29 protein-coding genes and 1 tRNA gene are annotated in these 26,036 nt (G+C 60.6%); 20 read left to right on the top strand and 10 right to left on the bottom strand.

Annotated features, from left to right (window positions below; all coding sequences use genetic code 11):
• Positions 1-740 (top strand): ABC transporter substrate-binding protein (locus tag EOA32_RS12180; RefSeq protein WP_145971286.1); only part of this gene is annotated, 740 nt, incomplete at its 5' end.
• 267 nt (positions 741-1,007) lie between these two features.
• Here EOA32_RS12180 and EOA32_RS12175 read toward each other — a convergent pair.
• The 6 genes from EOA32_RS12175 to EOA32_RS12150 all read right to left on the bottom strand — a co-directional run bounded on the left by EOA32_RS12175 (position 1,008) and on the right by EOA32_RS12150 (position 6,649).
• Positions 1,008-1,538: a prepilin peptidase gene (locus tag EOA32_RS12175; protein ID WP_128371888.1), complete on the bottom strand. Its 531-nt coding sequence runs from the start codon at positions 1,536-1,538 to the stop codon at positions 1,008-1,010.
• Positions 1,535-2,080 (bottom strand): tetratricopeptide repeat protein, encoded by a 546-nt coding sequence (locus EOA32_RS12170; protein ID WP_128371887.1) that lies wholly within the window; start codon positions 2,078-2,080, stop codon positions 1,535-1,537. The genes EOA32_RS12175 and EOA32_RS12170 overlap by 4 nt, the downstream gene beginning before the upstream one ends.
• Before the next feature lie 52 nt (positions 2,081-2,132).
• Complete coding sequence (locus tag EOA32_RS12165) at positions 2,133-3,083, bottom strand: type II secretion system F family protein (protein ID WP_067325496.1); 951 nt, start codon at positions 3,081-3,083, stop codon at positions 2,133-2,135.
• 16 nt (positions 3,084-3,099) lie between these two features.
• A complete protein-coding gene (locus tag EOA32_RS12160; protein WP_128371886.1) occupies positions 3,100-4,071 on the bottom strand; it encodes a type II secretion system F family protein in 972 nt (323 codons plus the stop codon).
• Positions 4,071-5,456, bottom strand: coding sequence for a CpaF family protein (locus EOA32_RS12155; protein ID WP_128371885.1), 1,386 nt, complete (start codon positions 5,454-5,456; stop codon positions 4,071-4,073). The genes EOA32_RS12160 and EOA32_RS12155 overlap by 1 nt, the downstream gene beginning before the upstream one ends.
• 110 nt (positions 5,457-5,566) lie before the next feature.
• A complete protein-coding gene (locus tag EOA32_RS12150) occupies positions 5,567-6,649 on the bottom strand; it encodes a phosphatase PAP2 family protein (RefSeq protein ID WP_128371884.1) in 1,083 nt (360 codons plus the stop codon).
• Positions 6,650-7,168: 519 nt separating this feature from the next.
• Here EOA32_RS12150 and EOA32_RS12145 point away from each other — a divergent pair.
• The 10 genes from EOA32_RS12145 to EOA32_RS12100 all read left to right on the top strand — a co-directional run bounded on the left by EOA32_RS12145 (position 7,169) and on the right by EOA32_RS12100 (position 15,301).
• Positions 7,169-7,348, top strand: coding sequence for a Flp family type IVb pilin (locus tag EOA32_RS12145; protein WP_128371883.1), 180 nt, complete (start codon positions 7,169-7,171; stop codon positions 7,346-7,348).
• Positions 7,349-7,428: 80 nt separating this feature from the next.
• Complete coding sequence (gene cpaB / locus EOA32_RS12140; RefSeq protein ID WP_128371882.1) at positions 7,429-8,463, top strand: Flp pilus assembly protein CpaB; 1,035 nt, start codon at positions 7,429-7,431, stop codon at positions 8,461-8,463.
• Positions 8,464-8,650: 187 nt separating this feature from the next.
• Positions 8,651-9,964 (top strand): type II and III secretion system protein family protein, encoded by a 1,314-nt coding sequence (locus EOA32_RS12135; RefSeq protein WP_245499252.1) that lies wholly within the window; start codon positions 8,651-8,653, stop codon positions 9,962-9,964.
• Positions 9,951-10,238 (top strand): hypothetical protein, encoded by a 288-nt coding sequence (locus EOA32_RS12130; RefSeq protein WP_128371880.1) that lies wholly within the window; start codon positions 9,951-9,953, stop codon positions 10,236-10,238. The genes EOA32_RS12135 and EOA32_RS12130 overlap by 14 nt, the downstream gene beginning before the upstream one ends.
• 69 nt (positions 10,239-10,307) lie before the next feature.
• The gene (locus EOA32_RS12125; protein WP_128371879.1) at positions 10,308-11,810 is read left to right on the top strand and encodes a pilus assembly protein TadG-related protein; all 1,503 of its coding nucleotides are present in this window, start codon (positions 10,308-10,310) and stop codon (positions 11,808-11,810) included.
• A 4-nt stretch (positions 11,811-11,814) separates the two neighbouring features.
• Positions 11,815-12,342 (top strand): TadE/TadG family type IV pilus assembly protein, encoded by a 528-nt coding sequence (locus tag EOA32_RS12120; protein WP_128371878.1) that lies wholly within the window; start codon positions 11,815-11,817, stop codon positions 12,340-12,342.
• Between the two features lie 41 nt (positions 12,343-12,383).
• Positions 12,384-12,980 (top strand): TadE/TadG family type IV pilus assembly protein, encoded by a 597-nt coding sequence (locus EOA32_RS12115; RefSeq protein ID WP_245499251.1) that lies wholly within the window; start codon positions 12,384-12,386, stop codon positions 12,978-12,980.
• Positions 12,977-14,140 (top strand): AAA family ATPase, encoded by a 1,164-nt coding sequence (locus EOA32_RS12110; RefSeq protein WP_128371876.1) that lies wholly within the window; start codon positions 12,977-12,979, stop codon positions 14,138-14,140. Before EOA32_RS12115 ends, EOA32_RS12110 begins: the two co-directional genes overlap by 4 nt.
• The gene (locus EOA32_RS12105; RefSeq protein ID WP_128371875.1) at positions 14,127-14,759 is read left to right on the top strand and encodes a L,D-transpeptidase; all 633 of its coding nucleotides are present in this window, start codon (positions 14,127-14,129) and stop codon (positions 14,757-14,759) included. The genes EOA32_RS12110 and EOA32_RS12105 overlap by 14 nt, the downstream gene beginning before the upstream one ends.
• Positions 14,756-15,301: a hypothetical protein gene (locus EOA32_RS12100; protein WP_128371874.1), complete on the top strand. Its 546-nt coding sequence runs from the start codon at positions 14,756-14,758 to the stop codon at positions 15,299-15,301. The genes EOA32_RS12105 and EOA32_RS12100 overlap by 4 nt, the downstream gene beginning before the upstream one ends.
• A gap of 43 nt (positions 15,302-15,344) precedes the next feature.
• Here the strand turns inward: EOA32_RS12100 and EOA32_RS12095 are convergent, their stop codons facing one another.
• The gene (locus tag EOA32_RS12095) at positions 15,345-15,881 is read right to left on the bottom strand and encodes a hypothetical protein (protein ID WP_128371873.1); all 537 of its coding nucleotides are present in this window, start codon (positions 15,879-15,881) and stop codon (positions 15,345-15,347) included.
• A 130-nt stretch (positions 15,882-16,011) separates the two neighbouring features.
• Between EOA32_RS12095 and EOA32_RS12090 the strand changes: the two genes are divergently transcribed.
• Positions 16,012-16,713, top strand: a complete 702-nt coding sequence (locus EOA32_RS12090) for a thermonuclease family protein (RefSeq protein WP_128371872.1) — start codon at positions 16,012-16,014, stop codon at positions 16,711-16,713.
• A 250-nt stretch (positions 16,714-16,963) separates the two neighbouring features.
• Positions 16,964-17,710, top strand: a complete 747-nt coding sequence (locus EOA32_RS12085; RefSeq protein ID WP_245499250.1) for a GGDEF domain-containing protein — start codon at positions 16,964-16,966, stop codon at positions 17,708-17,710.
• Positions 17,711-17,776: 66 nt separating this feature from the next.
• On the opposite strand, the gene EOA32_RS12080 is transcribed toward EOA32_RS12085, so the two are convergent.
• Both EOA32_RS12080 and EOA32_RS12075 read right to left on the bottom strand, forming a co-directional pair.
• The gene (locus EOA32_RS12080; RefSeq protein ID WP_128371870.1) at positions 17,777-19,252 is read right to left on the bottom strand and encodes an NAD-dependent succinate-semialdehyde dehydrogenase; all 1,476 of its coding nucleotides are present in this window, start codon (positions 19,250-19,252) and stop codon (positions 17,777-17,779) included.
• A 484-nt stretch (positions 19,253-19,736) separates the two neighbouring features.
• A complete protein-coding gene (locus tag EOA32_RS12075) occupies positions 19,737-20,024 on the bottom strand; it encodes a helix-turn-helix transcriptional regulator (protein WP_128371869.1) in 288 nt (95 codons plus the stop codon).
• A 139-nt stretch (positions 20,025-20,163) separates the two neighbouring features.
• On the opposite strand from EOA32_RS12075, the gene EOA32_RS12070 reads away from it, so the two are divergent.
• From EOA32_RS12070 to EOA32_RS12060, 3 genes are all read left to right on the top strand, one after another.
• On the top strand, positions 20,164-20,784 hold the full coding sequence (locus EOA32_RS12070) for a hypothetical protein (protein WP_128371868.1): 621 nt from the start codon (positions 20,164-20,166) through the stop codon (positions 20,782-20,784).
• Entirely contained in the window at positions 20,777-21,337 is a 561-nt protein-coding gene (locus EOA32_RS12065; RefSeq protein ID WP_189407097.1) for a helix-turn-helix domain-containing protein, read from the top strand. Before EOA32_RS12070 ends, EOA32_RS12065 begins: the two co-directional genes overlap by 8 nt.
• A 498-nt stretch (positions 21,338-21,835) precedes the next feature.
• Entirely contained in the window at positions 21,836-22,783 is a 948-nt protein-coding gene (locus EOA32_RS12060; protein WP_128371866.1) for a helix-turn-helix transcriptional regulator, read from the top strand.
• Here the strand turns inward: EOA32_RS12060 and EOA32_RS12055 are convergent.
• Positions 22,762-22,836, bottom strand: a tRNA-Thr gene (locus tag EOA32_RS12055). The genes EOA32_RS12060 and EOA32_RS12055 overlap by 22 nt on opposite strands.
• Before the next feature lie 224 nt (positions 22,837-23,060).
• Between EOA32_RS12055 and EOA32_RS38575 the strand changes: the two genes are divergently transcribed.
• The 4 genes from EOA32_RS38575 to hisD all read left to right on the top strand — a co-directional run.
• The gene (locus EOA32_RS38575) at positions 23,061-23,237 is read left to right on the top strand and encodes a hypothetical protein (RefSeq protein ID WP_189407094.1); all 177 of its coding nucleotides are present in this window, start codon (positions 23,061-23,063) and stop codon (positions 23,235-23,237) included.
• A gap of 142 nt (positions 23,238-23,379) precedes the next feature.
• Positions 23,380-24,672, top strand: a complete 1,293-nt coding sequence (gene murA / locus EOA32_RS12050; RefSeq protein ID WP_128371865.1) for a UDP-N-acetylglucosamine 1-carboxyvinyltransferase — start codon at positions 23,380-23,382, stop codon at positions 24,670-24,672.
• Between the two features lie 78 nt (positions 24,673-24,750).
• On the top strand, positions 24,751-25,182 hold the full coding sequence (locus EOA32_RS12045) for a DUF2948 family protein (RefSeq protein WP_066993786.1): 432 nt from the start codon (positions 24,751-24,753) through the stop codon (positions 25,180-25,182).
• Between the two features lie 9 nt (positions 25,183-25,191).
• Positions 25,192-26,036 (top strand): histidinol dehydrogenase (gene hisD, locus EOA32_RS12040; protein WP_128371864.1); only part of this gene is annotated, 845 nt, incomplete at its 3' end.

The raw sequence follows: 26,036 nt of genomic DNA, 5'->3' as shown, positions 1-26,036 counted from the left end.
CCATAGATGCTGAGCGCGTTGGCGACCCGCGCCTCGACGGCCCCGGCGTCTATTCGGTGCGGCTGAGCGAAGCCGACAGCGCGGCGGCGGGCGCGGCAGCGGTCGCCAGCAAGGGCGCCAAGAAATTCGTGCTCCTGGTGCCGGCGGGCGCGAACGCCGGCGCCGTCGAGGCGCGGGTCGCCAACGCGCTCAGCATCTATGGCGCGACGCTTGCCGTGACGCTTCCCTATTCGGCGTCGGACGCCGCCAAGGTGGTGTCTGACATGGGCTCGCTGGTCGAGGCGCCCGACGCCGTCGTCGTCGCCAGCGGCGACAGCAGCCCTGTCGCCGTGCTGGCGGCGCTTAAGGCGAAGGGTATTCCGGGCAAGGCCGTGAGCCTGATCGGCACCGAACGCTGGCTCGAGCGCCCGATCGATCCGCTCTATGAGGGCGCCTATATCGCGACGCTCGACCAGAGCGAGACCGGACCGATCGCCGACCGTTTCAAGGCGACCTACAACTACCAGCCCGACGTCAACGTCGCCTACGCATACGACATGGTGGCGCTGTCGGCCGGCATAGCAAGCTCGGTCGGCCCGAACGGTTTCTCCAAACAGGTGCTGGAGAACGCCAGCGGCTTCCGCGGCTCGACCGGCCTGTTCCGCTTCCGCGCCGACGGCTCGAGCCAAAGATCGATGCCGTTTTTCAAGGTGGAAAAGGGTAGACTGAAGCTGGTGGAGAAACAGACCGCGGGGTTTTGAAATTTCACTCGGGTGGTGGGGCCGTTGGATTTTCTCAGAAAGTTTCTGATTTTGGCTGTTGTCGGCGCGGTGGGGGCTGGCGCCGTCGCGCTTGCCGAACGCCTGATGTTTGAGGCGCCAAAGCCAGCAGTCTCAGGGGAGCCTCCATCTCTCATTCCGAAGAAGCCGGTGCGGCAATGGAGGTGGCGGCTCGCTTAGCTACCGATGAAGACCGATGCTTTGGAGCACGTTGTGTCGGGAGTTAGTCGGCACGCAATTAAGCTGCTGCTACATTCCTGAGCTGGCAGCCACCGTAACGGTCGCCAATATCTGGAATGCTGTTGCGCAGATTGCCGCCGCGGCTATCGGTACGCCGAATGGGACCACCCCTTTGCGGTCGAGATGCTGGACATACAGACGGAACGCACCTTCAGGCAGCATGAAAGGGAACTTCATGACTGCTGCTGTTGCGAGGGCAAGCAGCAGAAGCAAGATTGAGAACGCAGCGAGGCCGCTGCCCCCGATCACGAACGGCATAACCGCCATCAACTTCACGTCGCCGGCGCCCAGCTTGCGCAGGACCCAGAAGGGGATGAGCACGACGAACAGCAGCAATGCCGCGAGTGCACTCAATCCCATGTCCCACCATGACCCAGCCTGAACGGAGACCAGTTGCAAGGAACCAAGGCCCAGGAAAAGGAGCAGGAGGACGTCGCGATTCAATATCTTCTGGGTTTTGAAGTCGGTCCAACCAACCATTGCCAGAAGAGGGATAGTAAGCGCCTTGAACAAGAGCGATACGGCGAGCAGAAGGCTCATGACCGCTCTATGTTCTGGACGCTTGAGGATAGCAGCTTCAAATTGTTGGCCACGGTCGGATCGTTTGGCGCAAGCTCGTAGGCTTTGAGGAAATTGGTGCGCGCCTGCTGCAGCTTACCGCGCAGCAGGTAGGAATAGCCGAGATTGTTATAGTATTCCGGCGTCGCGCCGAGCAGACGGTAAGCCCGGCTGTAGGCCATATCAGAAAGGTCGAAACGACGAATGCGGTCGCAGGAAGCCGCAAGACCCAGCCAGGCGATGCCATCATTAGGCGCCAAACGTGTGGCCTTGTAGAATAGGGCCCCGGCGTTGCCATAGTTTTCGGAGCGGAACTGGGTCTTGGCTTCGGTAACCGCCTGGTCCGAAGCATAGTAGTCGACGTCGCTGATCGTCTTCAGCCCGTCGAAGGCATCGCCGAAGGCGGTGTAATCGCCTTTGGCGGGCTCGTTGGTGCGAACCACGCCGTCGGCGATGTCTTTTGTCTGGCAACCTGCAAGGAAAATAAGCAGCAGGCTGGTCGCGACTGCGAGGCGCTTTGTCATTGTGTGTCCCACGAGTCCCCGACTCTGTCTGAGAACCTAATCATATGATGGCTTAGAAGAAAATGCCTTTCATGCGGAGAATGACCGGCAGCATCACGACCATCATCACCACCGGGAAGATGCAGAGACCAAGAGGAATCATCATCTTGACCGGCAAGGCGTTGGCCTGCTCTTCGGCACGCAGGATTCTTTGGGTGCGCATTTCGTCGCTATAGACACGCAACGCCTCCGTAAGGCTGGTGCCGAGTTCTTCTGACTGACGAAACAGCACGGCGAGAGCCTTCGCTTCGTCAAGTCCCACGCGGTCCGCAAGTTCACGTAGCGCCTCCCGCAACGGTTTGCCGGCCCGCAATTGAAGATTCATGATCGAGAGCTGAATGCCAAGCCATTTGTGGGTGCCGGCCAGTTCGCTGCCGACGCGTTCGACCGCAGCCTCAAGGCTCATGCCGGCATCGGCGCAAGTGATCATCATATCCATGAAATCGGGAAATCCGCGCCGGTAGACCTGTTTTTGCGAATTTTCAAAGCGATCAAGCATGATGCTGGGGACGACGATGCATCCCAATCCGATTAGAGCCGCCCCGGCAAAGGCAAGCACACTGGGCAGTTGTGGCGGCAGCAAGTTAAAAAACAATGCGTAGCTGGCCAGAAAGCCGACACATACCGCACCTAGGCGAGAAGTGGCGTAGATGATGGGAGCGCTCGGTTGGTGAAAACCGGCACGGAAGAGCTTTGCTTCCAGCGCGTTGGGTTCACCGCGCTCCTTCTCAAGGGCTTTGAAATAGGCATCGACCGGTCGCTGGGCCGAGATTTTATTGATTTCCTGCTGTGCTGTCAGCGAGCGGCGACTTGCTATCCCCTCCGACAAAAGGCTGTTGGCGATGCGCCTTCTCGTCTGAAGGACAGGCGCAATTATCAGAGCGACCAGCAAGAAGAGCGCGCCCGCTGCGAGGAATACAGCGACCGACAGCAACACCGACGAATTTCCGAGATCATTCAACAAAGCCGGTGTCCCAGTCCTAGAAATCGAAATTGACCATGCGGTACATGATGTAATCACCCAGGAGAGCCCAGGATCCGAAGATCACGAATACCGGCATAATGAGTGGATTGTCCCAAACGTCGCCATAATAGCTTGGGGCAATTGCCAACAGGATGAGGAACATCAGCACCGGAAAGAGTGAGATGATCCACGCCGACATCCGGCCCTCGGCCGACAGGGCCCTGATCTTCAGGCGAAGCTTGCGCCGCTCGCGTAGAACCGAGGCCAGATTGGACAATATTTCTGTGAGATTGCCCCCGGTTTTCGCCTGAATGGAAAGCGAGACCGACAAAAGGTGCAATCCTTCGAAACCGACACGCTCCGACAGTTTACGCACCGCCTGCTCAAGACTCAGACCAAACGAGATCTCATCCGAGACAATGCCGAACTCGGTCCCAAGGGGATCCGGCATTTCACGTGCTACCAGCCCGATCGCCACCGTCGTCGGATGACCCGCACGGAGCGAACGCACGATCATGTCGAGGGCGTCAGGAAGCTGGCCGGCGAATTTGGTGATTCGCTTATTCCTGGCTCGTCTCATCACGAGCAAAGGCAGAGCGAATGCAACAAATAGAAATGTAAGGCTCGCGACGATAATCGGGGATCGTAGGAGAAGCACCGAGATCGATGCAAGCACAAGGCCCGCCAGCACGAAAACAACTGCGAAACTGATCGGGTTGCCGGTTATGCCAGACTGTGTGTAGAGCCGATTAAGTGCCACGGCTCCAAAAGCAAAGTCGCCCGATGTCGTCAGGCCCCGCTCTTGGAGAAGCCCTTGCAAGGTTTGTTCCACTGGAGCAGCCGCGCTCATCGCTTGAAGGCGGCGGTTTATGATGCCCGCCTTCGCACGCGAGCCTGCAATGGAAACATACGTCACCTCCACCGCTAGGATGACAGAGGCGGCAGCTAGGACGTAGACTAAATAAAGCAGCGTTTGGCCGGAGAACATCAGAGCGGTACCTGCGGATTGAAGGCGTCCTTGGCGAAATGATATCCCAAGGTCGCGACTTCGGTCGCAAAACGCGGCCGAACGCCTGTCGCGCGGAACTCGCCGACAATGGTGCCGTCGGAAGCGACATCGCGACGAACGAAATGATAGATTTCCTGGAGCTGCACGACATTGCCTTCCATGCCGGTCAGCTCCGAAATCGAGACAACCCGCCGCCCGCCGTCCGATAGGCGCTGCGTCTGCACGATGATGTCGATGGCCGAAGCGATCTGCGCCCGGATCGAGTCATTGGTCATCGGCATGCCTGCCATGCCGACCATCTGCTCGAGACGCGAGATGGCGTCTCGGGGTGTGTTGGCGTGGATGGTCGTCATTGAACCTTCATGGCCTGTGTTCATGGCCTGCAACATGTCAAAGGCTTCCTCGCCGCGAACTTCGCCGACGATGATGCGGTCAGGCCGCATGCGCAGAGCGTTCTTAAGCAGCTCACGCTGGCGGACCTCGCCTTTGCCCTCTATATTGGGCGGGCGCGTCTCCAACCGGCCGACATGCGGCTGCTGCAATTGGAGTTCCGCCGCATCCTCGATCGTTACAAGGCGCTCTCTCGCGGGGATGTAGCTCGACAGGGCGTTCAGCAGCGTGGTCTTGCCGCTGCCGGTACCGCCAGAAACGAGGATCGACTTGCGTGCCTGCACGGCAATCCGCAGCAAGTCAATCATCGGCTGGCGGATCGAGTTGAAGGCCATCAGGCGTTCGAGCGAATAAGGGTTCTTCGAGAATTTGCGGATCGACACCAGCGGGCCATCGACCGAGATCGGTCGCACCGCGATGTTGACGCGCGAACCGTCATCCAGGCGGGCGTCGACCATCGGGGCTGATTCATCTACTCGCCTGCCGATGTTCGATACGATCTTGTTGACGATCCGCAGAAGATGCGCCTCGTCGCGAAATCGGATCGCGGTCTCTTCCAGTACACCGCGGCGTTCGACGAACACATGCTTGTGCGTGTTGATCAGGATGTCGGCGATCGACTCATCCTTCAACAGGGGTTCAATCGGGCCAAGCCCCAGCATCTCGTCCGCGGTGTCGCTAGTGAGCTGGTCCAGTTCGCGCGCGTTTAGCGGTACGTTTCGGCCGCGCACGAACTCACGAACGATCGGCCGAATCTCATCGAGGATTTCGCCCTTCGTCGCGGTTTCCAGGGCGGTCAGGTTAAAGCGGTCAATGAGGTGACGATGCAGATCTACTTTCAATGCCAGGAATTCATCGCCGTTCGGCGTCATGTCCGGAACGACAGGAACCGGCGTCGCGGCCGGCACCGGTAAGCGCTGAGCAGGCTGTGAAGGCGGTTGCTCGGCCGCCGTTTTGATGAATCGACCCAGCATCTTACATAACCCTCAATGGACCAACCCAGGATACTGACAGCAACTCGCAAAAGAGCGTCGCATACTCCAAAGCAATTTTAGACTCAGCATGAGGAATGACGGGCGCGGCACTATCGGGCTCCAATCCGCTGTCGGCGCGATGGTTTCGGCGCCGCTGAAGGTCGCGCGATCCAGCCAACCACTCGGATTGAAATCGCGGCAATAACGACTCCGGCCAGAATATCGACCAAATAATGGCTCCCCTCCGGGGGTGTCGCCAGAATCATCAGCACATTTAGAACCAGAGCGGGAAAGGCAATGTATCGGATGCCGCGCACGGAATAAGCGAACATCACCGCCAGGGTGGAGTGGAACGACGGGAAGGTAACGAGCCCTTCCGGATGCACTATGGCGAACGGCTTGAGTTCCCGGAGCGCATGGAGTTGATCGAGGCGCCGCGTCGAAGCGCCTGGACTGAAGGACGTCAGTATCTCCGATGATGGGTGGAAAAAGTCAAACGCTCCCGCTGCGGGTACAAACGTCATCACAAGGCACGTCAGCGTGCCGGAGAGGCCAAAATAGGCAGTGAATTCCTGCAGCCGGTCCGTTCGGCGCATGAGCGCCAGCACAGCCGGGAGCACCAGCAACTGGATCTTCAAACTGGCATATGCCGCGGAAATGGCCGAGGTTATCAGCGGATGGCTGTTGAGCCACGCTGTATAGCCGACCCAATTGAAACCCAGCATCGAGTCCATTGAGGCGAGATAACCGTCCATCAATGGTCGGCTCGTTGCGGTTGCGAGATAGGTATAGAGAAGCAACGCAAAGGAAAGCAGAGCGGCACCAACCAAAGTCATAATCCATGCCTGGACGCGAGCGGCAAAGTCGCTCAGCACGCCGCCATGCCTGAGGGGGACACGACCGAGTTGATAGCGCAGCGCGCCAAAAACAACCCACAGAAAGAGCAAAGGGGCCATCGCGACAGCCAAATCAAGGCACAGTGCTGATTGAATGGCAACGGTCGAGAACGGCAGCCAAATCAGACTTGCTGACATGAGGCCGAAGAGCAAGGCGAGATTTAGGACCGTGAGCCTTATGTTGGGACGGACTGAAGCCCATCTTTGGGCAGAGTTGCATTTTCGAAATTTCGGCAATCCCACCGCTGCCGGTAGGTCCATCATGCCACCGGTCTGCCCGGGGCCCTTAATCTCCATGAGCTCCACCCGACCCCACACCTGCTTAGCCTTCGCTAACTGCTCCCTGAATGAAACTAACTGTTAACCACATGAGGGGCAAGCGGCCTCGAGGACACACTGGACGTTTTACTTGCGACATAGTTAAGAAACGGGCATCTGAGAAATCTTTTTATTTTGCCTACTTCATGTTCACCGACCAAAGCCCTAGGACCTTTGTCACCATAGCGGCGGTCATATCCCTAACCGCCTTAATATAAATACATATGTCATACCTCTAATGTGTTTCCCCGTGGACACCGGTGTGGCCGAATTGTGAATGAATGGTTAAGATCGCCTGAAAATCGAAGCGAATCAGGGCGTTGTGAAAATTGAGAAAGTCTCAAATTCAGTATTGAAAGGTTAAGGGACTGTTAATCCGTTTGACTCGGCTTTTTCGCGGGACCTAGGATTGAATTCGACGGGGGATGCTTTCGGTATGGGGTTTCATCCTTAGGCTCGTCTCGTCGGGTTCAACCTCCAAGTGTGGGAGACATTCGCATGAAAAAGCTGATGACGTTGACCCGGCAGTTCCGCGACGATGAGAACGGCGCTGCTATGGTCGAATATACCATTCTGCTCGGCATCATCACGGTGGCTGTGATTGCCACCGTGGTGCTGGTCGGCGGCTGGGTCACGACCAAGTGGACGACGCTCTGGACCAATCTGTCCGGGCATTAGTCGACAGTCTTCTTCTATCCATCGGCGCCGGGGTAATACTTGGCGCCGATGGTGCCTAACACAATTCAGCGGGGCTGGCGATGCGTGCAAATACCGTAATCATGATCATTCTCGCCGGTGTCTTCGGCGTGCTGGCGGTCGTGCTTGCCAATATTTGGCTTGCCAATCAGCGCAGTGCGATGGCCAAGCCCAGCGACCTGCCGCGCGATACGATCGTGGTGGCCGCGGTGCCGCTCAAATTCGGCGACTCGCTGAGCGACGACAAATTGCGTGAGATCCCATGGCCCGCGGGAGCGGTTCCGGCCGGCGCCTTCAAGACAAGCAAGGATCTTCTGGCTGGTGAAGGAACCAAGCAGGCATTGCAAGCGATCGGCGTCAATGAGCCGGTGCTTGCCACCAAGATCACAGGCCCGGGCCAGCGCGCTACACTTTCAGCTGTGCTGTCGGAGGGGATGAAAGCCGTCTCCATCCGCGTGAACGACGTGCTCGGTGTCGCAGGATTTGTCTTCCCTGGCGACCGAGTCGACGTGCTTTTGACCCGCACCGTGCGCAGCAGCGATGGTCCCGACAAGAGCTTCGTTGACGTGCTGCTGCAGAGCGTCAAAGTGCTTGCCGTCGATCAGGTGGCCGACGAAAGTAAGGACAGCCCGACGGTCGTCAAGGCGGTTACGGTCGAGGTCAACACCAAGGACGCGCAGAAGCTGACGCTTGCTGCCGGCGCCGGACAACTGTCGCTGGCGCTGCGGCAGGCGGCAGGCAACAAGGGCGAGTCGACGGAGCGCGTGACGCTCGCCGACCTGACCGGCGACACGCCGGAAGATGTCGCTAAGAGACAGGCGGAACTGGACAGGCAGAAGGCAGCCGACGCTGCGGCCGCCGAAGAACGTAAGCGCGCCGACGACAAGATAAATGGATTGGCCCAAGCCGTGGAGCGGGTTGGGAGCCAGATCGATCAGTTGAGCAAGGTGAAGCCTACTGTGGCACCCGCACCACAACCGCAAGAAGTTATAAAGGAAGTGGTCAAATATGTGCAGCCGGCGCCGCCAGCCCGCGCTACAATCGGCGTATTTCGCGGCGTGAAGCTCGAAACATACGACGTGCCGCGACAGAGATAGCGAAAGACGCATTCGGATGGGGGTCCGGGTGAGGTCCGCAAGGGGGACGATCTAGATGCGAATTCTTCGAGGATCACTGGCCGTCGCGGCTTTGGCCTGGTCCTGTCTTATATTGCCGTTGAGCCCCGCAGTTCACGCTGCGGACCGCTTCATCGATGTGTCGAGCCCATCCCTCCACCGAGTGTTCGTGCCCGTTTCTCAATCCGCCACGATCCAGGTCAACGCGACGCTTGGCGACATCGTCGTTGGCGACGAAAAGATCGCCGATGCGCAGCCGATGACCGACAAGACGCTCTACATCATCGGCAAGAGCCTCGGCACCACCACCGTCAATCTGTTTTCCGAGGACAAGCGCTCGCTGGGCGCCATCCAGATCGAGGTCGGCCAGGATGTCAGCGACATGGCGGCCGCGATCCGCCAGGTAGCGCCGAAGGCCCGCATCGAGATCGGCTCGATCAACGGCAAGGTTCGGCTGAGCGGCCATGTCAAGGACGCCGCGACCCTGGCTCAGATCGTCGAGGTCACACAGCAATATGGACCCGAGTCGATCATCAACGCAGTGACTATCGATGACAGCGAACAGGTCAATCTGTCGGTGCGCATCCTGGAAGCCAAGCGCAATGCCGGCCGCGACCTCGGAGTCTCGATCAGAAGTACAAACCGCAGTGGCACGACGCGCACCGGCACTGGCATTGCCGCAGTCGACGAGGACAATGTGGTGCTCGGCCCTGGCGATCTTTTGACCGGGCTGCTTTCCAACACCAATCCCTTTGGAGCGCTGATCACCCGTGTCATCGACAGCAATATCAAAGTCGATCTGATCATCGAGGCGCTGGAATCGAAAGGCGTGGTGCGCCTGCTCGCCGAACCCAACCTGACCGCGGTTTCCGGCGAAACCGCCAGCTTCAACGCCGGCGGCGAGGTGCCGATCCGCAGCGTCAACAGCCAGGGCGAGATCGAGATCGTATACAAGCAGTTCGGCGTCAATCTGTACTTCACGCCGGTGGTGCTCGACGACGGCAAGATCCACATGAAGCTGGCGCCGGAAGTGAGCGATCTTACCGGTTTCACTCCCGCCGGCGATCCGATCTTCACCAACCGCAAATTGGCAACCGTGGTCAACCTGCGCGACGGCCAGAGCTTCGCTGTGGGCGGGCTTCTGTCCAGCAAGAACACCAGGCTGCAGGACCAGGTGCCGTGGCTCGGCCAGGTGCCGATCATCGGGGCGTTGTTCAAGAATTCGAGCACGCAGAAGGAAGAGACCGAGCTGGTCGTCATCGTCACGCCGCATCTGGTGCGGCCGACGAAACCGGGCGAACAGCTTGCGACACCTTTCGACAAGACGAAGCCTTCCAATGATCCGGAATTGTTCCTGCTCGGCCAGCTCGAGGTCAGCAAGGACATGATCCGGAAGTACGAACTCGGCGACGGCGTCACCGGCCCTTACGGCCACATGCTGGATGTGAAATCGAAGGACAAGCTGGTCTATGTCAAGAAATAAGCTCCTGCTCGTCCTTCTCGGCTCCAGCCTGCTTGCAGGCTGCGCGGCCGACTATCTGAACAACTACGACACGATGACGCTTGCGTCGGGCGACTCGCAAAAGGCCAACCAGCTGCTGCAGACGGTCGATCCGTACAATCCGGCTTCCAACAACACCAAGATCGAAGGCGACGGCGCACGGTCCGTCGGCGTCGTGCAGAAATATAAGCTTCCGCCGGCGCCGGCGCCTACAACAAACATGACGGTCAACGTCGGTCCGGCCGGTACGCAGTGAAATGAACGAAAGGAAGCGGTTGTATCAGGTATGCGAGGAGCCTGACACCAAAGGGTAAAGGGTAGGGTCATGTTGGGGACCATACGCAGATTTTGGCGCGATCAGCGGGGCATAGCGCTGCTGCTCGTTACCATTATGTTGCCGGCGATCATCGGCTTCTCGCTCCTGGCGATCGACATGAGCCGCGTCAACAACATGCACAATGACCTGCAGAAGGCGGGAGATGCAATGGCCCTCGCCGCGGCTGCGGAACTGGATGGCCGCACGGACTCGATCGTACGCGCCGACAGGGCGCTGGCGACCCTGGTGAGCAACCAATATACCTTCTCGACAGCCAACGTTCCGCAAACATTGCTCGCGGCTGGAGTAACGAGGACCTACCTGCGGTCCCTTCCGGCATCTGACAGTACCGCTATCGCAGCAGCCAACATCATCACCGACGAAGTGACGGATGCGCCGAACGCGCGGTTCGTCCGCGTGACCGTGACGCCTGTTGGCTTCGCGGCCATATTCCCGGCGTCATTCTTGACCGGAAACACCGCTAACAACAGCTTCAATGTCGGCGCGGTCTCTGTCGCAGGGTTTACCTCCGGTGTCTGCAACTACACGCCCGTCTTCATCTGCAATCCCTATGAAATGGTCAACGGCACCAATTCCGCCGGCGGCGTTACACTCGAGCAGGCCGTGGCCGACACCTCTATCCGCCGGCGCCTGATCGAACTTCGTACAGTCGGAAACAATGCCGCATACGGCCCGGGCAATTTCGGTTTCTTGGCGCCGCCGGACGGTGTCGGCAATGGAGCGCAGGCGCTTGCGCAGACAATCGCAACGTCGAGGCCGATCGGCTGTTATTCGGCCCAGGGCGTGAGCACCAAAACCGGCCAGAACACCGGCCCGATTCAGGATGCATTCAACGTACGTTTCGGCATCAATCCCAGCGGCAATGCCTTCAACAGTGCGGAATACGGCCCCGCCTCGAATGTGCGAAAGGGAGCGTCGACCGGCGGGAATGGGAACGGCAACGGCAACAGCAATCAGTGCCCCAGTTACAATCAGCTGACGTTCAACGCTACCGGCAACATGGGGCTGCCGCGCGATGCCGCTACACCTTATATGGGTGGCCGGATGGGCGACGGGAACTGGAACCTGTCCAGCTATTGGAGCACCAACTTCGGTGGAACCAGCTATCCATCCTCGTGGAACACGACTACGCCGACCCGGTATCAGGTCTACAAATACGAGATTGCGAACAATCTGGTCGGAACCGCCTCCGCGGGTGGAGAAGTGGGAACACCGCCGAGTTCCTGCCAACCGCCGGTGACAACCATCGATCGTCGTCTGCTTTACGGCGCGATCCTCAACTGCAACGCGCTGGAAGCTGCCGGGAACGATCTGAACGGCAACAGCACCAATCTTCCCGTCGAAGCGTTCGCAAGCTTTTTCCTGACTGAGCCCGTTCCGGGTGCCTCGGAGGGCGGCTCCGTTTTCGTCGAACTCGTCGACATAACCGGTCGCGGCGGCGCGGGGACGCTCGACAGTTTCCTCCGCGACGAAGCCCAGCTTTATCGGTGACGAAATGTTTGGCCTCATCCTTCGTCATCTTGCAAGATTTCGGCGCGACCAACGCGGCGCAGTGTTGATCGAGATGACCCTTGTCGCACCGTTGATGCTTACGCTTTCAGCTGGCGTGTTCGAGTTCGGCAATCTCATCCATGACAAACTGCTGATGGAGGCCGGACTTTCCGACGGGGCCCGTTTCGCTGCGCGATGCAACAGCCAGATTTACACGGATGCCGGGTTAGCGGCGATAGACTGCGCCGACATAGCCACCAACATCGCTGTCTACGGCAAGCCGGCCATAACTCAGACGGACATTGCGCGAATCTCAGGCTGGCAGAAAGCCAACGTCACCGTAACGATCGGGACCGGCTGCCACGATGCCGTGGTTGCCGGCGTCACGCAGTATAGATCCACAACCGCGCAAGTCTGCGTCGTCCAGGCGGACGGAACCTACCCCTACACCGGCGTCGGCATGCTGTCGCTCGTCGGCATTGGCCCGATCACGCTGAGCGGCTCACATCAAGAGCGGTTGATGCGGTTCTGACCATGATCAGGCGTTTCGCAGAAACCGAGGAGGGTGCGGCCATGGTCGAGATGACTATCGTCGCGACCCTGCTCTTTGCCTTGACGCTCGGCTTCGTCGATTTCGGCTACGCCTTCTATCAGTGGAATGCCGCGACCAAGGCGGTCCAGGTCGGAGCGCGGCTGGCCTCAATATCGGATGCCGTCGCGTCCAATCTTGCCACCGCCGCACCAACGGCCAGTCCCGGCGCGCCGGTCGTAGCCGGCGCTTACGGTCCGTTCGTTTGCAGTTATACTGGTGCCATGGGGTCCTGCACAAATACTGGCGGGTTCAATGCCGCCGCATTCAGCCGGGTTTTCCGCGGCGATACGGCCAATACCAACGACGATGCCTGTCCAGCCCTGACCGGCACCCAAAGACCCGGAATGTGCCACTTCTTCTCGGGCCTGGTCCGCAGCAACGTCGTCGTCACTTACTCTGCGACCGGCCTTGGATATCAGACCCGCCTCGGCGGCCCCGTGCCAACGGTTACGGTCAGCCTTCAGAACAGGACCTTCCAGTTCTTCTTCCTCGAGGGACTGATGGGATTCGGCAACATCAACATGCCTTCCATGCTGAGTACCGTAACGGGTGAAGATTTAAAGAGTACATGGCCATGAACGCCATCGACACCAGAGTGCTGCCGACGAAACGCAAGCAGGTCGCGCTGTTTTCGTCCGATGCAAATTTCAGGCACGACGTGACCACGCGGCTCGACGCGCTGGCGATCTACGACGTCAGGGTTTCGGAAGCGGTCGAGTTCCTCAAGGGGCCGCCGGTCGATGCACGTCCGGGCATCATCATCCTCGATCTCGGCGATGGCGAGCTGCTCGGCAACAATGCCCTTGTCGAGGCGCGTTCGGCCTGGGCTTCGGTGCCGCTGATCGCGGTCTCGGGCGAGCTGACGTCGGAGCAGACGCGGGTGCTGGTGCGCATGAATGCGTCGGACTGGCTGCACAAGCCGCTCGACCCCAAGGAGCTGCTCAACGCCGTCACCTTCCACGACACCGGCAACCAGGGCACGAAGAGCCGCATCGTCACCTTCACTGCCGCCAGCGGCGGCGCCGGCGCGACCACGCTGGCGATCTCGGCGGCGGAGCATCTCGCCTCGAAATCGGCCGAGCGGGCGGCCTCGACCTGCCTCGTCGACCTCGACTTCCAGAGCGCCAATTGCGGCGCCTATCTCAACCAGTTCAACCAGTTCGACCTTGCCGGCATCATCGCCCAGCCGGAGCGGCTCGATGTCGAGCTGATGGACGTCATTAAGCTGTCGCGGCCATCGGGCCTCACGCTCTATTCCTTCGAGCGGCCGCAATTGCCGTTCGAACCACGCGGCGCCGATTTCGTCTTCCGGCTGCTCGACCTCGTCGCATACCGCTTCGACGACATCGTCATCGACCTGCCCAACATCGAGACGCCGTGGCACGAGTCGGTGCTGCGCACCAGCGACGAGATCTTCATCGTCTTCGAGCTCAACGTCGCGTCGCTCAGGCAGGGCAAGCGGCTTTACAAGAAGATCCGCGAATTGCGCGGCAATGGCGTCTCGATCACGCTGGTCGCGAACAAGCACAAGCGCAAATGGTTCGGCAACCACTTCTCGCGCAGCGAGCTGGAGAAGATCTTCAAGGCGCCGCACATCAAGTCGCTGGTGCTCGACAACGCGTTGCTCGCCGATGCGCTGAACCGCGCCATCCTGCCCTCCGAGGTCGATGGGCGGGCCCGCTTCAACAAGGACCTGAAGCGCATGTTCAAGGAGCGGCTGGACAATGCCCAGCGCTAGAGCAACTCCAGGAGATCCGCGCAGCGGTTTTCCATCAGGATTTGCCAGAAAGCAAATTCGGCGAATAGCGACACGCCTCGCCGGCGCCTGCCTGATCGGCATCGCGCTGGTGGTGCCTTGCGATCTCGCTCAAGCCGGGTCGGGGCTGCCGCCGCTTCCGGCCATGGGCCCCAGTCTGCGCAAGATGGTCGCCTTCCAGACCGGCGAGCAGCCGGGAACGATCGTCATCCGCAAAAGCGAGAAGGCGCTCTATCTGGTCACGAACAAGAGCCAGGCGCTGCGCTACCAGATCAGCGTCGGCCGCGACGGCTTCGGCTGGACCGGGACCGTCAAGGTCGCCGCCAAGACCGAATGGCCGGAATGGCGCCCGCCCAAAGAAATGCGCGTCCGCCAGCCGGAGCTGCCGGCGATGGTGCCTGCCGGTCCCTACAATCCGCTCGGCGCCAGGGCGCTCTATCTGTCGCGCGACGGACGCGACACGCTCTATCGCATCCATGGCACCAACGATCCCAAGGGTGTCGGCTTCGACGGCACGTCCGGATGTTTTCGGCTGACGAACACGGACGTGATAGATCTCTTCAAGCGCGTCGCGGTGGGCGCAAAGGTGGTGGTTGAATGACGATGATCAGCGAGCCGGACATTCCGGCAATCGAACTCAGCGAACAGGAAAAGGCGCCGGGCAAGGCGAGCCGGGCGAGAACCATCGGCGCCGTGGCGGCCGGCGCGGTCCTTGTCACCGCCATCAACGTCACCGCCGCCATCTATCTCTATCGCGGCGTCAACGACCTTCGGGCATTGGAGGCGCGGCTGGACCAGCTCGGCCAGTTCGAGCAGCGGATCAGCGCGCGCATCGATACCGTCAATAACGGCTTCCAGAGCCGGTTCGAGGCGCTGGACCGGCAGCTGCAGGCGAGTTTCGGCCAGATGAACGGCAATATTGCCCGGCTGGAGCAGGGCCAGCCCGTCGCCGCCGATGGCGAAACGCCGCGGGCGCCAGAGCCCAGTTTCGCCAACACGACCGTGGCCGAGGCCTCGGCGGGTGAAAACCCGTCCGTCGGCGCGCCGGCATTCAAGGGCAAGGTCGCGCCGCCCGGACCCAATCCGTCCTATCAGCGCATCCAGCAGGCCGACGGTAAAGTCTACTACAAGAAGATCAACTGACGCGGCACCGGGCGATAGCGGAAGGCATTCCGATCAGCACGGTTTACAGATCACGCTGCAGCGCCAGGATGCGGACGGCGCGGGCTTCGGCGCGCAGCCTCGCCTCGCGCAGGAAGGCGACATGGCAATAGCCGCAGGCCGCAAAGCCAAGGCACAGCACCATGCAGTTTTTCAAGCTGAAGTCGATCGCCAGCGAGAATTGAAAGCCGCGCGGCGCCGTGAAGTTGGCGATCGTGCTCGCCGTTTCCGAATGGCTGCCGGCCGCTATCATCAGACCGGCGAACATCAGCGCGGCATGGTTGGCGAGGAAGAAGCCGGCCGATCTTTTCGCATGGCAAGCCATCCAGCAGACGCCTGACGCAACTATGATGACGGCGGCATCGATGGCCATCGAGCCGCCGAGATAGAAGTCGACCTGCTGCCAGACCATCGTCGAGAAGGGGCGAAGCTCGAGCCAGATGCGCCACATGGTCGGGCTGGCCGAATAGGTTCCGAGCAGGAACGTCGCCGTCCGTTCCGCCGCCAGCAGGAACAGCATGAGTGCCGGGAAGGCAAAGAGCAGTGTCGGCTTGCGCGTCATGTCATCCCCCTCGACATCCGATGCTCGATTGTAGGCCGCATTGGTTGCTCGAGATTTAACGCAAAGCCTTGCTTTTCAAGCGATGTCATCGGCGCCTAATGTATGATCCGGTGAAACGACGAGGCGCGCTTTGGGCGAGGCGAAATCGACCGGCCGGCTTGCCACGACGCTCGGCAGCCTCGGGCTTGTCGCCGGCGCGCTGCTGGTCGCCGCGTCGAGGCACCGGTTGCCGCCGGACCTGCCCTCCCCGCCTGCCCAGGTCGCGAGCGAGGCCCGACATGCCTCGCGCATCGCCGTCCACGACACGCGGCCAGGCCAGCCGGCGCGCAGGATAGCCGAGCACCTCATCGCGCCGCCGCCGCTCGACGTGGCGAGGATCGAGCGCATCGAGCCCCGCCCTCCGCTCGGCGAGCTCGGCCTCGCCGTGCCGCCGAAGACGTCGATGCCGCAGGACTGGCATGAGACGCTGCTTTATCGCCCGATCGCCACCTCGTCCGCGATCTTCGAGGCCATGGGGCGCAGGGTGATCGTCAGCGGGACCATCGAGGTCGATCCCGCCAAAACCTGCGCGTTCGGCGACGCCATCTGGCCCTGCGGGCAGCGCGCCCGCGCCGCCTTCAATGCCTGGCTGCGCGGCCGGGCGCTCAAATGCGTCTTGCCGCCCGATGCCGACCGTTTTGCCATCGCCGCGCCGTGCATGCTCGGCAAACAGGATGTCGGCGCCTGGCTGGTTGCCAATGGCTGGGCGATGGCGTCTCCCTCGGGCATCTACGGCAAAGCCGAATCCGTCGCCAGGGCTGCCGAGATGGGTGTCTTCGGCCCGCCGCAATAGGGCAGACCCGGAAAGGCGCAACGGCCTTGCCTGCGGCATTGCGTAAAAACGGAATGGCTAAAGCAGCTCGGCGATCCTACCAAACGCTGACCCGTTTCAGCGACGAATCACATCGCAGCGAGAACCGGGCCGCAGCCGCCGACGCCATCCAGGGAGAAAGACACTGATTTCCTTCAAATTGTAGGCCACGCTGAAACGGAAATCGTAACACACCGCCTTTAAGCCAATGCGTCCAACAGGAGATTGGCCAGTGAGTATAAAAACCGAGACCGCGCCGGCAGAGGCCTGGAAGCATGTCGTCTGGCTGACCCTGCTGGGCACCGCCGGCTGCGTCGGCCTGTCGCTCGGCCTCAACTATCTGCTGCTGCTCAGCGACGCGTTGACGCCGTTCGGCCGCAGCGTCATCACGGCCGCCCTTCTGCCCATCATCATCGGTCTGCCGCTTTTTGCCTTGCTCGGCTGGAGAGAAGTCGAGATCCGCCGCTACCGGCAGGAGCTCACCAGATCCGGCACCTACGACCATCTGACCGGCTGCCTGAACGGTGCCGTGTTCACGTCGATGGTCGACAGGCGAGCCGCCAGACCGGCCGGGCCGCGCTCCGGCGCTTTTCTCGTCATCCATCCGGAGCATCTATCGGCGATCAATTTGCGCTTCGGCCTCGAATGGGGCGACGAAGCCTTGCGGCTGATCGCCACCGCGATCAGGTCCTCTGTGCGCAAGGAGGATCTGATCGGCCGCATCGGAACGGCGATGTTCGGTGTTTTCCTCGCGGGCGCGACCGAGGAGGACGCCAAAGAGATTGGCAAGCGCGTCCGGGAAGCGGTCGGGCAGATCTATTTCGCGCCGAAAGGCGACAAGGACGTGCTCGCCATCCGCGTCGGCGGCGTCGTCTTCGAACATGAATTGGCTTTCGAAGACATGTTCCGCTCGGCCGAGGAAGGATTGTCCGAGTTGCAGGACGAGACCGGCTTTCACTTGTCCCATTTCAACAACTGAGCGGCGCGACCAGCAGCCCAACCCCGCCGACAACCTGGCGAGTGCTGCGGTTCAAATCTCTGCGTCTCAGATGCCGCCCATGCAGAGATATTTCATCTCAAGGTAATCCTCGAGGCCGTGGCGGGACCCCTCCCGCCCGATGCCGGACTGCTTGACGCCACCGAAGGGTGCCGCTTCCGAGGACATGCGCCCGGTGTTGATGCCCACCATGCCGTATTCCAGGGCCTCCGCCACGCGCCAGACGCGCTTCAGGTTGGACGCATAGAAATAGGCGGCTAGTCCGTAGATGGTGTCGTTGGCCTCACGCACGACCTGATCGGCATCCTCGAAACGGATGACGGGGGCCAATGGCCCGAATGTCTCCTCCTGCGCCACCGTCATCGCGCTGGAGACGTCGGTAAGGACCGTCGGCTGGAAAAACGTGCCGTCCCTGGCAATCCGGCCTCCGCCGCACCGGATCGTGCCGCCCTTTGCCACGGCATCGGCGATGTGGGATTCGATCTTGGCGAGCGCCCGGCTGTCGATCAGCGGGCCGATGGCGACGCCGGGATTGAAACCGTCACCGACCTGAAGCTCGCCGACCCGCCGGACGAATTTGTCGACGAACTCATCATGAACGTCCGATTGGACGTAAAGTCGGTTCGCCGAAACGCAGGTCTGGCCGGCATTGCGGAACTTCGCCTGCACCGCCCCGTCCACGGCGGCATCGATGTCGGCGTCGTCGAAGACGATGAAAGGCGCATTGCCGCCGAGCTCGAGACTGACCTTCTTGATCTGGTCCGAGCACTGGCGCATGAGCAGGCGTCCGACCTCGGTCGAGCCGGTAAAACTGATCTTGCGCACTTTGGGATTGTGGCAGAGCTCGCGCCCCACCGCGGCACCCTCCGAGGCATAGATGAGATTCACGACACCATCGGGAAAGCCGGCCTCGGCGGCGAGCGCGAACATGGCGCCTGCGACAAGCGGCGTCTGTTCGGCAGGCTTAAGCACAATGGCGCAGCCTGCCGCCAGCGCCGGCGAGATCTTGCGCGCCACCATCGATGCGGGAAAGTTCCATGGTGTGATCGTGCCGACGACGCCGATCGGCTGCTTGATCACCAGCATGCGGCGGTCCGTCGACGGTGCCGAGATCGTCTCGCCATAGATGCGATTGGCCTCCTCGGCATACCACTGCAGATACGCCGCCGCGTGCGAGACTTCCGATTTGGCTTCGGCGAGCGGCTTGCCCATCTCCGCGGTGAGGATCGCCGCGAGATCGTCGGTGTGGGTGACGATCAGCTGATGCCACTGCCACAGCATTTCGCTGCGCTCCCGGGCGGTCCGCCCCGCCCATTCGGCCTGAGCGCCATAGGCCTTGTCGATCGCCGCGCGTGTCTCATCGACTCCCATGTCGGGAAGTTCCGCCAACAATTCGCCCGTCGATGGATTGAAGACCTCGAACGTGCTCCCGCCAACCGGCGTGCCAAGCGCCGGCACACGATCGATCGCGCCGAACAGGTCAGGGGATTTCAGGTGGCGCATGATCGGCAGGCACATGGACAATGTCGGTCTCCTTCTCGCAGAGATTGAAGGGTATCAATGGCGCCAGCGTGTGTTCTGCGCCCCCCCTTTCATAGGGCCTGGCGCGAACTGCGGTAGACCCACCTGCATATCTCCTCAATGCGAGCGCCAGCCGTATCAAGTCCCCAGACAACACACCAACAACGCGACGATCCGGTTCGGACCGACATTGGGCGAATATCGCATCGTTAAGGTAAGCCTCTATCGCCCAGAACCAGGCCTTCTCCGCCATACCCTCACTGACGGCCCCTGCCGATTTCATGAGTGTAGGACCACATAGGTCTTTAGCCGATCACGGTCGCCGCTGTTCAAATTCCGGACCTCGGCCGAAAGCAGCAGGAACCTTGCACTGCGTTCAGCGTACCGACAAACAACTCAACTCATCGTTTTCTCGCGGGGTTTTGTCGTGGAATAGAGAGCCTTACAGACGAGAGGGAATTAGCCGTCAGCCTATGCGACTACAGCCTCACCGGTGTGCGGTTGGCAGCCTTCTAATCTGGCGCACGCCCGGGCCGCCACCGTTCTCCAGAATGAATTCGATACCTGCGGCTACCAAAGCGTTGATGATCTTCGTCGCCGTTTCTGGGCGACCGCCAAGCGGGCCATCTTCGGCTTCCAGACGCGCAATCGTCGGTTCTGAAACCGCAGAGCGCTCTGCCAAATCTCCTTGAGACCAGCCCAGCAATGCCCTTGCCGCCTTGATCTGTCTCGTGGTGACGACCGCGGGATTATTTGATAGATTTTCTATTGACATTTACAAAGTCACTTTGATGTTTTTTCCATCAATTCCCTCTGGAGTGACCCCGGTAGTCGAGGTGATATCCAGAGCGGCTGACCGAGGTGCGGCACACCCAGGCCAGCCTGACCACGCCTAGCTTCAGGGAGCTCGGATCATGGGTGATTCCGACAATAGCATGACTTTGGCCCGCGTCACCCGCAGCAGGTTACTTCCTGGAACGCCAAACTCGGGAGAGCAGCCACGAGCGGTCGACGGCAATCATTCCGGAACGGATCAATCCGCCGATCCGGCGATGGCGGTGTGGCGCGAATGGCAGGCAGCCCACGACGAAACCGAGCAACTGTGCCTTCAGCAACACCGCCTTGAGCGGAAGCTCGTCGAAACCGTCGGCGTTCCTTGTGCGACCATCCTGCTGCGCGACGGCGAGAGAATGACGGCGCATTCACTTGAGGCGCTTCATGAAGTGCTCGATCTCAGCCAAGAAAACGATGCGGCTCACGCGAAGGCTGAAGCCGAGTTCGCGGCGCATCAGATGCGCTGGGATACCGCCGACAGGGAAGTTGGCTATACCGCCACGTTGCGCGCTGAGCGCGAGGCTGCTGCTCGAGCGGAAGCATTGCTTTACCTATTATCGGAAACCCCCGCTAATTCCTTAGCCGGGGTCGCGGCCAAGCTGGATGCCGTGCTTAGGGAAGGACAGACTTCAAAGGAAGATGCTGAGCTTCCTTGGCCGCAGATACGTTCCGCCCTAGAGGATATCGGCCGGCTTGGCTAAGACAAGCGCCAGCCGGGAGGCTCCGGAGCCGTGCGGTGCGGCCTGCAACTCCCCTGCCGCCGGGCGGGAGGTGGAATTCCGAAAAAACTCGCCGGAATCGAAATCCGACCTCTTCAAGGCTTGGCAGGAGCCACGCGTCGACAGTCGCCCTCATTCTGCCGATCAGCATGTCGGTAGGCAGATAGCCGCGGTTCGCGTCCAGTCGGACATTTCGCAGGCGCAGCTTGCTCGGTCGATAGGCATCAGCTTCCAACAGCTTCAGAAATACGAGAACGCGAGGAATCGCGTGAGCGCCTCGATGCTCTTCGAGATCGGCAGCTCGCTCGGCGTTCCTGTCAGCCGTTTCTTCCAAGGCCTGCCGGGAAACAACGAGATAAGTAGTAGCACTCCACCTCTACTGATCGATGAGCGCTTAGACTTCATTGCCAGTGCGGAAGGACGACGGCTGATCGAAGCTCTGATGAATATTGACCCGCGAGTGCGCAAACGCGTATCGGCCTTGATCGCCACGTTGGGAGAGCAATTGGCAATTCTCGACGGCAAACTGAGCTAAACGAGGCAGATAGACTAACCCGCGCCCGCCGAACACAGGCGGGCTTGAGGGTATTTTCGGATCAGATGCGCGTCCTCATTGCCGAATGCGAAGATGCTGACCATCTACTCAGGCCGGCACCGTCCACGAGATCGAGACCGAGAAACACACCTCAGATAAGAGCCTGACCCATTGCGCTCTTGACGTTGCTACCGCGCCGGCCCCCTGGCTCGCGTGTGCAGATCTTGCCCCTCCTATGTTTGCCGAAGCGTCAATGACGCGGCTGCCGAGCCCGCACCAGCCTCAAAATCAGCACCATGATCCCCTGAGGGCGGGTAATTGGCGGCAAAAGGCGGCAAAAAGGCTGTTCTAAATTTACAGGGAAACAGCGAAACTGGCGAATGTTCAGGAAGCGCGGATTCACTACAGCCCATACCTTGCGAACCTGCTCGAGAAGGAGCTTAGGGATTCGTTCGCTCTATCAGACCGGACAAGTGACATGAGAAGGAGGTATCCATTATGACCGCCCCCCAATTTTCGAATGGAGTGCGTGTAGCCTTCTCCCTTCGCGAACTTCGTACTCGTTTGGGAATCAGCCAGGAAGATCTGGCCACAGATGTTGGGACGACTCGACAGACTGTTTCCCGGTGGGAAACAGGAAAAGAACCGTTGAGCGCTGAACAAATAAATAATCTCTGCTTAGCGTTGAGGTGCACAACTGAGCAATTATTTTACATCGGTGACGATATTGAGGATCAGCCAACGAGAGACTCGGTACTTTTTCGCCATAATATTCTGTACGGGACGCTAAAGTTAAGAACGGCGGTTGGAGTACGCAAGTATCCCATTGATGAACAGACTCGTGTCGATATCTTATTTCAAATCAACAGCCCTCCTACAGGCCGAGATAATAGTCGGTGGCTTTACTGTTTCAGTCTCGACAATAAGATTGCTCTCGTTAATCCGAAATGCATCCAATCCGTCGAAATGATTGGCGATGACGTTCAACCGACGCCACAATATTACAGACCAGAAGTGTATCGAGCACTTGATGAGTTTGCGGTAACCGATCTTTCCGAAAAATTGAAGAACGAATGTGAGATTATAGTTGCAAAGATCGGCGAAGAGGAGGCCGCACGGATGGTCTCTTTTGTTCGTGTCACATACCTCAACGGAGAGGACGAGTGGAATTTTCTGGATAGCGGAAGCGCCGGCACTTTTTTCGGATTGGAGGCTAAAGCCTTTAAAGTTCCCCAATCTACTTTCGCTGAAATTGAGGAGGAGGGCTACTACCGAGCGCGATACGCAAACCTTGATCACGTCGCGGTCATGGAAGTTCCGAGCGACCGTTACCGCAAATTGACCCGCAACCGACCAAGTGTACATCAACGAAGGGCGATGCCGCTGTCCGCCCATTTTCAAGCAAAGGTGTCAACGCAATCGACTGGTGCTGCGAGAGAGGATTGAACTCTCGACCTCTCCCTTACCAAGGGAGTGCTCTACCACTGAGCTACCGCAGCCTGCGATGGCGGCGCTTCTGCCATAACGAACCGGCAAGCGCAAGGCCAAGAAAACCTTAAAACGAAGCATCTCGTCGTCCGAAATCGCTGCGCAGTTTTGCCGCGGCATGTGTCGAATGCCGCGGCTGTGGAAGCCGCTTGCGAGCAGGCTTCGATGACATGGCGGCGCCACAATGTTAACTATGCCTGAACCACAGCCGGCTATCCGCCGGCGAGGACCGGCGATGAACGACAAGCCAAATCCGCCGAAAAAACGCGACGGCGAGCGCAAGGACCGGCTGGCCGAGGCGCTGCGTGCCAACCTGCCGAAGCGAAAGGCGCAGGCGCGTTCGCGACGGGATGGCAATGCTGACGATCGGCCGGAAGGATTGCCGACTGCTGGAAAAATGCACAAGGACTAACCGAAATCAGCCACACTGGCCGATCACACTCGGTCCACAGATGGGGAAATCCTATTTCTTGAACCGCACCGGCCGATAGTCTAGAGCCGGATATACTCAACCGATTGAAACCGGCCCGTCCGGGCCGAGGGGACGTTCTTTCATGGATCGCATCAGAATTGTCGGCGGCAATAAGCTTGCCGGAAGCATTCCGATTTCGGGCGCCAAGAACGCGGCGCTGCCGCTGATGATCGCCTCGCTGCTCACCGACGACACGCTGACGCTCGAAAACGTGCCGCATCTGGCCGATGTCGAGCAACTGATCCGCATCCTCGGCAATCACGGCGTCGACTATTCCGTCAACGGCCGGCGCGAGAAGCAGCAGGAGGGCTATTCGCGCACCATCAATTTCTCCGCCCGCAACATCGTCGACACCACCGCGCCCTACGAGCTGGTGTCCAAGATGCGCGCCTCCTTCTGGGTTATCGGCCCGCTGCTTGCCCGCATGGGTGAGGCCAAGGTGTCGCTGCCGGGCGGCTGCGCCATCGGCACGCGCCCGGTCGACCTCTTCCTCGAAGGCCTGCAGGCGCTGGACGCCGAGCTCGACGTCGACAACGGCTATGTCGTCGCCAAAACCAAGAACGGTCGTCTCCACGGCAACCGCTACGTGTTCCCGAAAGTGTCGGTCGGCGCCACCCATGTGCTGATGATGGCGGCCTCACTCGCCAAGGGCGAGACGGTACTCGAAAACGCCGCCCGCGAGCCGGAAATCGTCAATCTCGCCGAATGCCTGATCGCCATGAGCGCCAAGATCCACGGCGCCGGCACCTCCACCATCACCATCGAGGGCGTCGAGGCGCTGTCGGGGGCGCGCGTGCGCGTCATTCCCGATCGCATCGAGACCGGAACCTATGCCATGGCGGTGGCGATGACCGGCGGCGACGTGGTGCTGGAAGGCGCGCGCCCCGACCTGTTGCAGAGCGCGCTCGACGTCATTGCCGAGACCGGCGCCGAGATCACGCCGACCAATGCCGGCATCCGCGTCAAGCGCAACGGCGCCGGCATCGCACCGGTGGATGTGACGACCGCGCCCTTCCCCGCCTTCCCGACCGACCTGCAGGCGCAGTTCATGGGCCTGATGACGATGGCGAAGGGCAAGTCGCGCATCACCGAGACGATCTTCGAGAACCGCTTCATGCATGTGCAGGAGCTTGCCCGCCTCGGCGCCCACATTACGCTGTCCGGCCAGACGGCGATCGTCGAGGGCGTCGCCAAGCTGAAGGGCGCGCCGGTCATGGCGACCGACCTGCGGGCCTCGGTGTCGCTGGTCATCGCAGGCCTTGCCGCCGAAGGCGAAACCACCGTCAACCGGGTCTACCACCTCGACCGCGGTTTCGAGCGCCTGGAGGAGAAGCTTTCCGGCTGCGGCGCGGTGATCGAGCGGATTTCGGGCTGACAAAGCGCCTCGGTTGCGCAGAGCGGAAAGACCGCATAACAGAAGATTGACTAATCAACCTTCAGGTGCGCATTCCGCATGGCCCTCAAGCTCATCGCGCTCGACGACCAGGATCTGAGCATCATCTCGGCCCACGTCCAGGACGCCGTGATGAAGGTCTCCGACCTCGAATACCTGCCGGCGGCCAAACGTTTCGTGCTGACCATGAACCGCTTCGTCTGGGAGGCGAGGTCCGGCTTCTTCCGCCAGCACAATGAACGGCGCCAGTGCGTGCTGCATTTCGACCGCGTGCTGGGCGCCAAGACCAGCGGCATCGCCCGCGACAAGCCGGCGGAGATACTGTCGCTCTTGGCGGTCAGCTTCGTCGCATTCAGCAAGCCGGCCGGCATCATCGAGCTGGTTTTTTCCGGAGGCGGCACGATCATGCTCGACGTCGAGTGCATCGAGGCGCGGCTCGCCGATGTCGGCGGCTCCTGGGAAGCCACCTCGCGCCCGGTTCACAGGACCTGAGCACCGACGATGGCCATCACGCTTAGCCAAACCGACGCCGATTTCGAGCTCCGTTTTTCGGCATTCCTCACCACCAAGCGCGAAGTGTCGGCCGACGTCGAAGCGGTGGTGCGCGACATCGTCGCGCGCGTGCGCGCCGCAGGCGACAAGGCGCTCATCGACTACACGCTGAAATTCGACAAGGCCGATCTCAACAGGCTCGGCATCGCCGTCTCCAGGGCCGACATCGAAAAGGCATACGCCGCGGCCGACCCAGCCACAGTCGAGGCGCTCGAATTCGCACGCGACCGCATCCGCTCCCATCACGAGCGGCAGAAGCCGAAGGACGACCGCTACACGGACGCCGCCGGCGTCGAGCTCGGCTCGCGCTGGACCGCGATCGATGCCGTGGGGCTCTATGTGCCCGGCGGCACAGCGAGCTATCCGAGCTCGGTGCTGATGAACGCGGTGCCGGCCAAGGTCGCCGGAGTCGAGCGCATCGTGATCGTGGTGCCGGCCTCGGGCGGTGTCATCAATCCGTTGGTTCTGGTTGCGGCCGACCTTGCCGGCGTCTCCGAGATCTACCGCGTCGGCGGCGCGCAAGCCGTCGCCGCGCTCGCCTATGGCACCGAGACGATCCGGCCGGTCGCCAAGATCGTCGGGCCGGGCAATGCTTATGTCGCGGCAGCCAAGCGCCAGGTGTTCGGCAGCGTCGGCATCGACATGATTGCCGGGCCGTCGGAAGTGCTGGTTGTGGCAGACGCGGACAACGATCCGGACTGGATCGCCGCCGATCTGCTGGCGCAAGCCGAGCATGACGCGTCGGCGCAGTCTATCCTGATCACCGACAATGCCGAATTCGGCACGGCGGTGGA

This window comes from Mesorhizobium sp. M1A.F.Ca.ET.072.01.1.1, assembly GCF_004023325.1.
GTDB lineage: Bacteria > Pseudomonadota > Alphaproteobacteria > Rhizobiales > Rhizobiaceae > Mesorhizobium.
This window is presented reverse-complemented; position numbering and strand designations above follow the sequence as displayed.

What these genes read in the sequence shown, in the direction of transcription:
- EOA32_RS12175 (WP_128371888.1), bottom strand. Translation starts at nt 1,538, where the DNA reads ATGAGCCTTCTGCTCGCCGTATCGCTCTTGTTCAAGGCGCTTACTATC.
- EOA32_RS12170 (WP_128371887.1), bottom strand. Translation starts at nt 2,080, where the DNA reads ATGACAAAGCGCCTCGCAGTCGCGACCAGCCTGCTGCTTATTTTCCTT.
- EOA32_RS12160 (WP_128371886.1), bottom strand. Translation starts at nt 4,071, where the DNA reads ATGTTCTCCGGCCAAACGCTGCTTTATTTAGTCTACGTCCTAGCTGCC.
- EOA32_RS12155 (WP_128371885.1), bottom strand. Translation starts at nt 5,456, where the DNA reads ATGCTGGGTCGATTCATCAAAACGGCGGCCGAGCAACCGCCTTCACAG.
- EOA32_RS12150 (WP_128371884.1), bottom strand. Translation starts at nt 6,649, where the DNA reads ATGGAGATTAAGGGCCCCGGGCAGACCGGTGGCATGATGGACCTACCG.
- EOA32_RS12145 (WP_128371883.1), top strand. Translation starts at nt 7,169, where the DNA reads ATGAAAAAGCTGATGACGTTGACCCGGCAGTTCCGCGACGATGAGAAC.
- cpaB (WP_128371882.1), top strand. Translation starts at nt 7,429, where the DNA reads ATGCGTGCAAATACCGTAATCATGATCATTCTCGCCGGTGTCTTCGGC.
- EOA32_RS12130 (WP_128371880.1), top strand. Translation starts at nt 9,951, where the DNA reads ATGTCAAGAAATAAGCTCCTGCTCGTCCTTCTCGGCTCCAGCCTGCTT.
- EOA32_RS12125 (WP_128371879.1), top strand. Translation starts at nt 10,308, where the DNA reads ATGTTGGGGACCATACGCAGATTTTGGCGCGATCAGCGGGGCATAGCG.
- EOA32_RS12120 (WP_128371878.1), top strand. Translation starts at nt 11,815, where the DNA reads ATGTTTGGCCTCATCCTTCGTCATCTTGCAAGATTTCGGCGCGACCAA.
- EOA32_RS12115 (WP_245499251.1), top strand. Translation starts at nt 12,384, where the DNA reads ATGGTCGAGATGACTATCGTCGCGACCCTGCTCTTTGCCTTGACGCTC.
- EOA32_RS12110 (WP_128371876.1), top strand. Translation starts at nt 12,977, where the DNA reads ATGAACGCCATCGACACCAGAGTGCTGCCGACGAAACGCAAGCAGGTC.
- EOA32_RS12105 (WP_128371875.1), top strand. Translation starts at nt 14,127, where the DNA reads ATGCCCAGCGCTAGAGCAACTCCAGGAGATCCGCGCAGCGGTTTTCCA.
- EOA32_RS12100 (WP_128371874.1), top strand. Translation starts at nt 14,756, where the DNA reads ATGACGATGATCAGCGAGCCGGACATTCCGGCAATCGAACTCAGCGAA.
- EOA32_RS12095 (WP_128371873.1), bottom strand. Translation starts at nt 15,881, where the DNA reads ATGACGCGCAAGCCGACACTGCTCTTTGCCTTCCCGGCACTCATGCTG.
- EOA32_RS12075 (WP_128371869.1), bottom strand. Translation starts at nt 20,024, where the DNA reads ATGTCAATAGAAAATCTATCAAATAATCCCGCGGTCGTCACCACGAGA.
- EOA32_RS12070 (WP_128371868.1), top strand. Translation starts at nt 20,164, where the DNA reads ATGGGTGATTCCGACAATAGCATGACTTTGGCCCGCGTCACCCGCAGC.
- EOA32_RS12060 (WP_128371866.1), top strand. Translation starts at nt 21,836, where the DNA reads ATGACCGCCCCCCAATTTTCGAATGGAGTGCGTGTAGCCTTCTCCCTT.
- EOA32_RS38575 (WP_189407094.1), top strand. Translation starts at nt 23,061, where the DNA reads ATGAACGACAAGCCAAATCCGCCGAAAAAACGCGACGGCGAGCGCAAG.
- murA (WP_128371865.1), top strand. Translation starts at nt 23,380, where the DNA reads ATGGATCGCATCAGAATTGTCGGCGGCAATAAGCTTGCCGGAAGCATT.
- EOA32_RS12045 (WP_066993786.1), top strand. Translation starts at nt 24,751, where the DNA reads ATGGCCCTCAAGCTCATCGCGCTCGACGACCAGGATCTGAGCATCATC.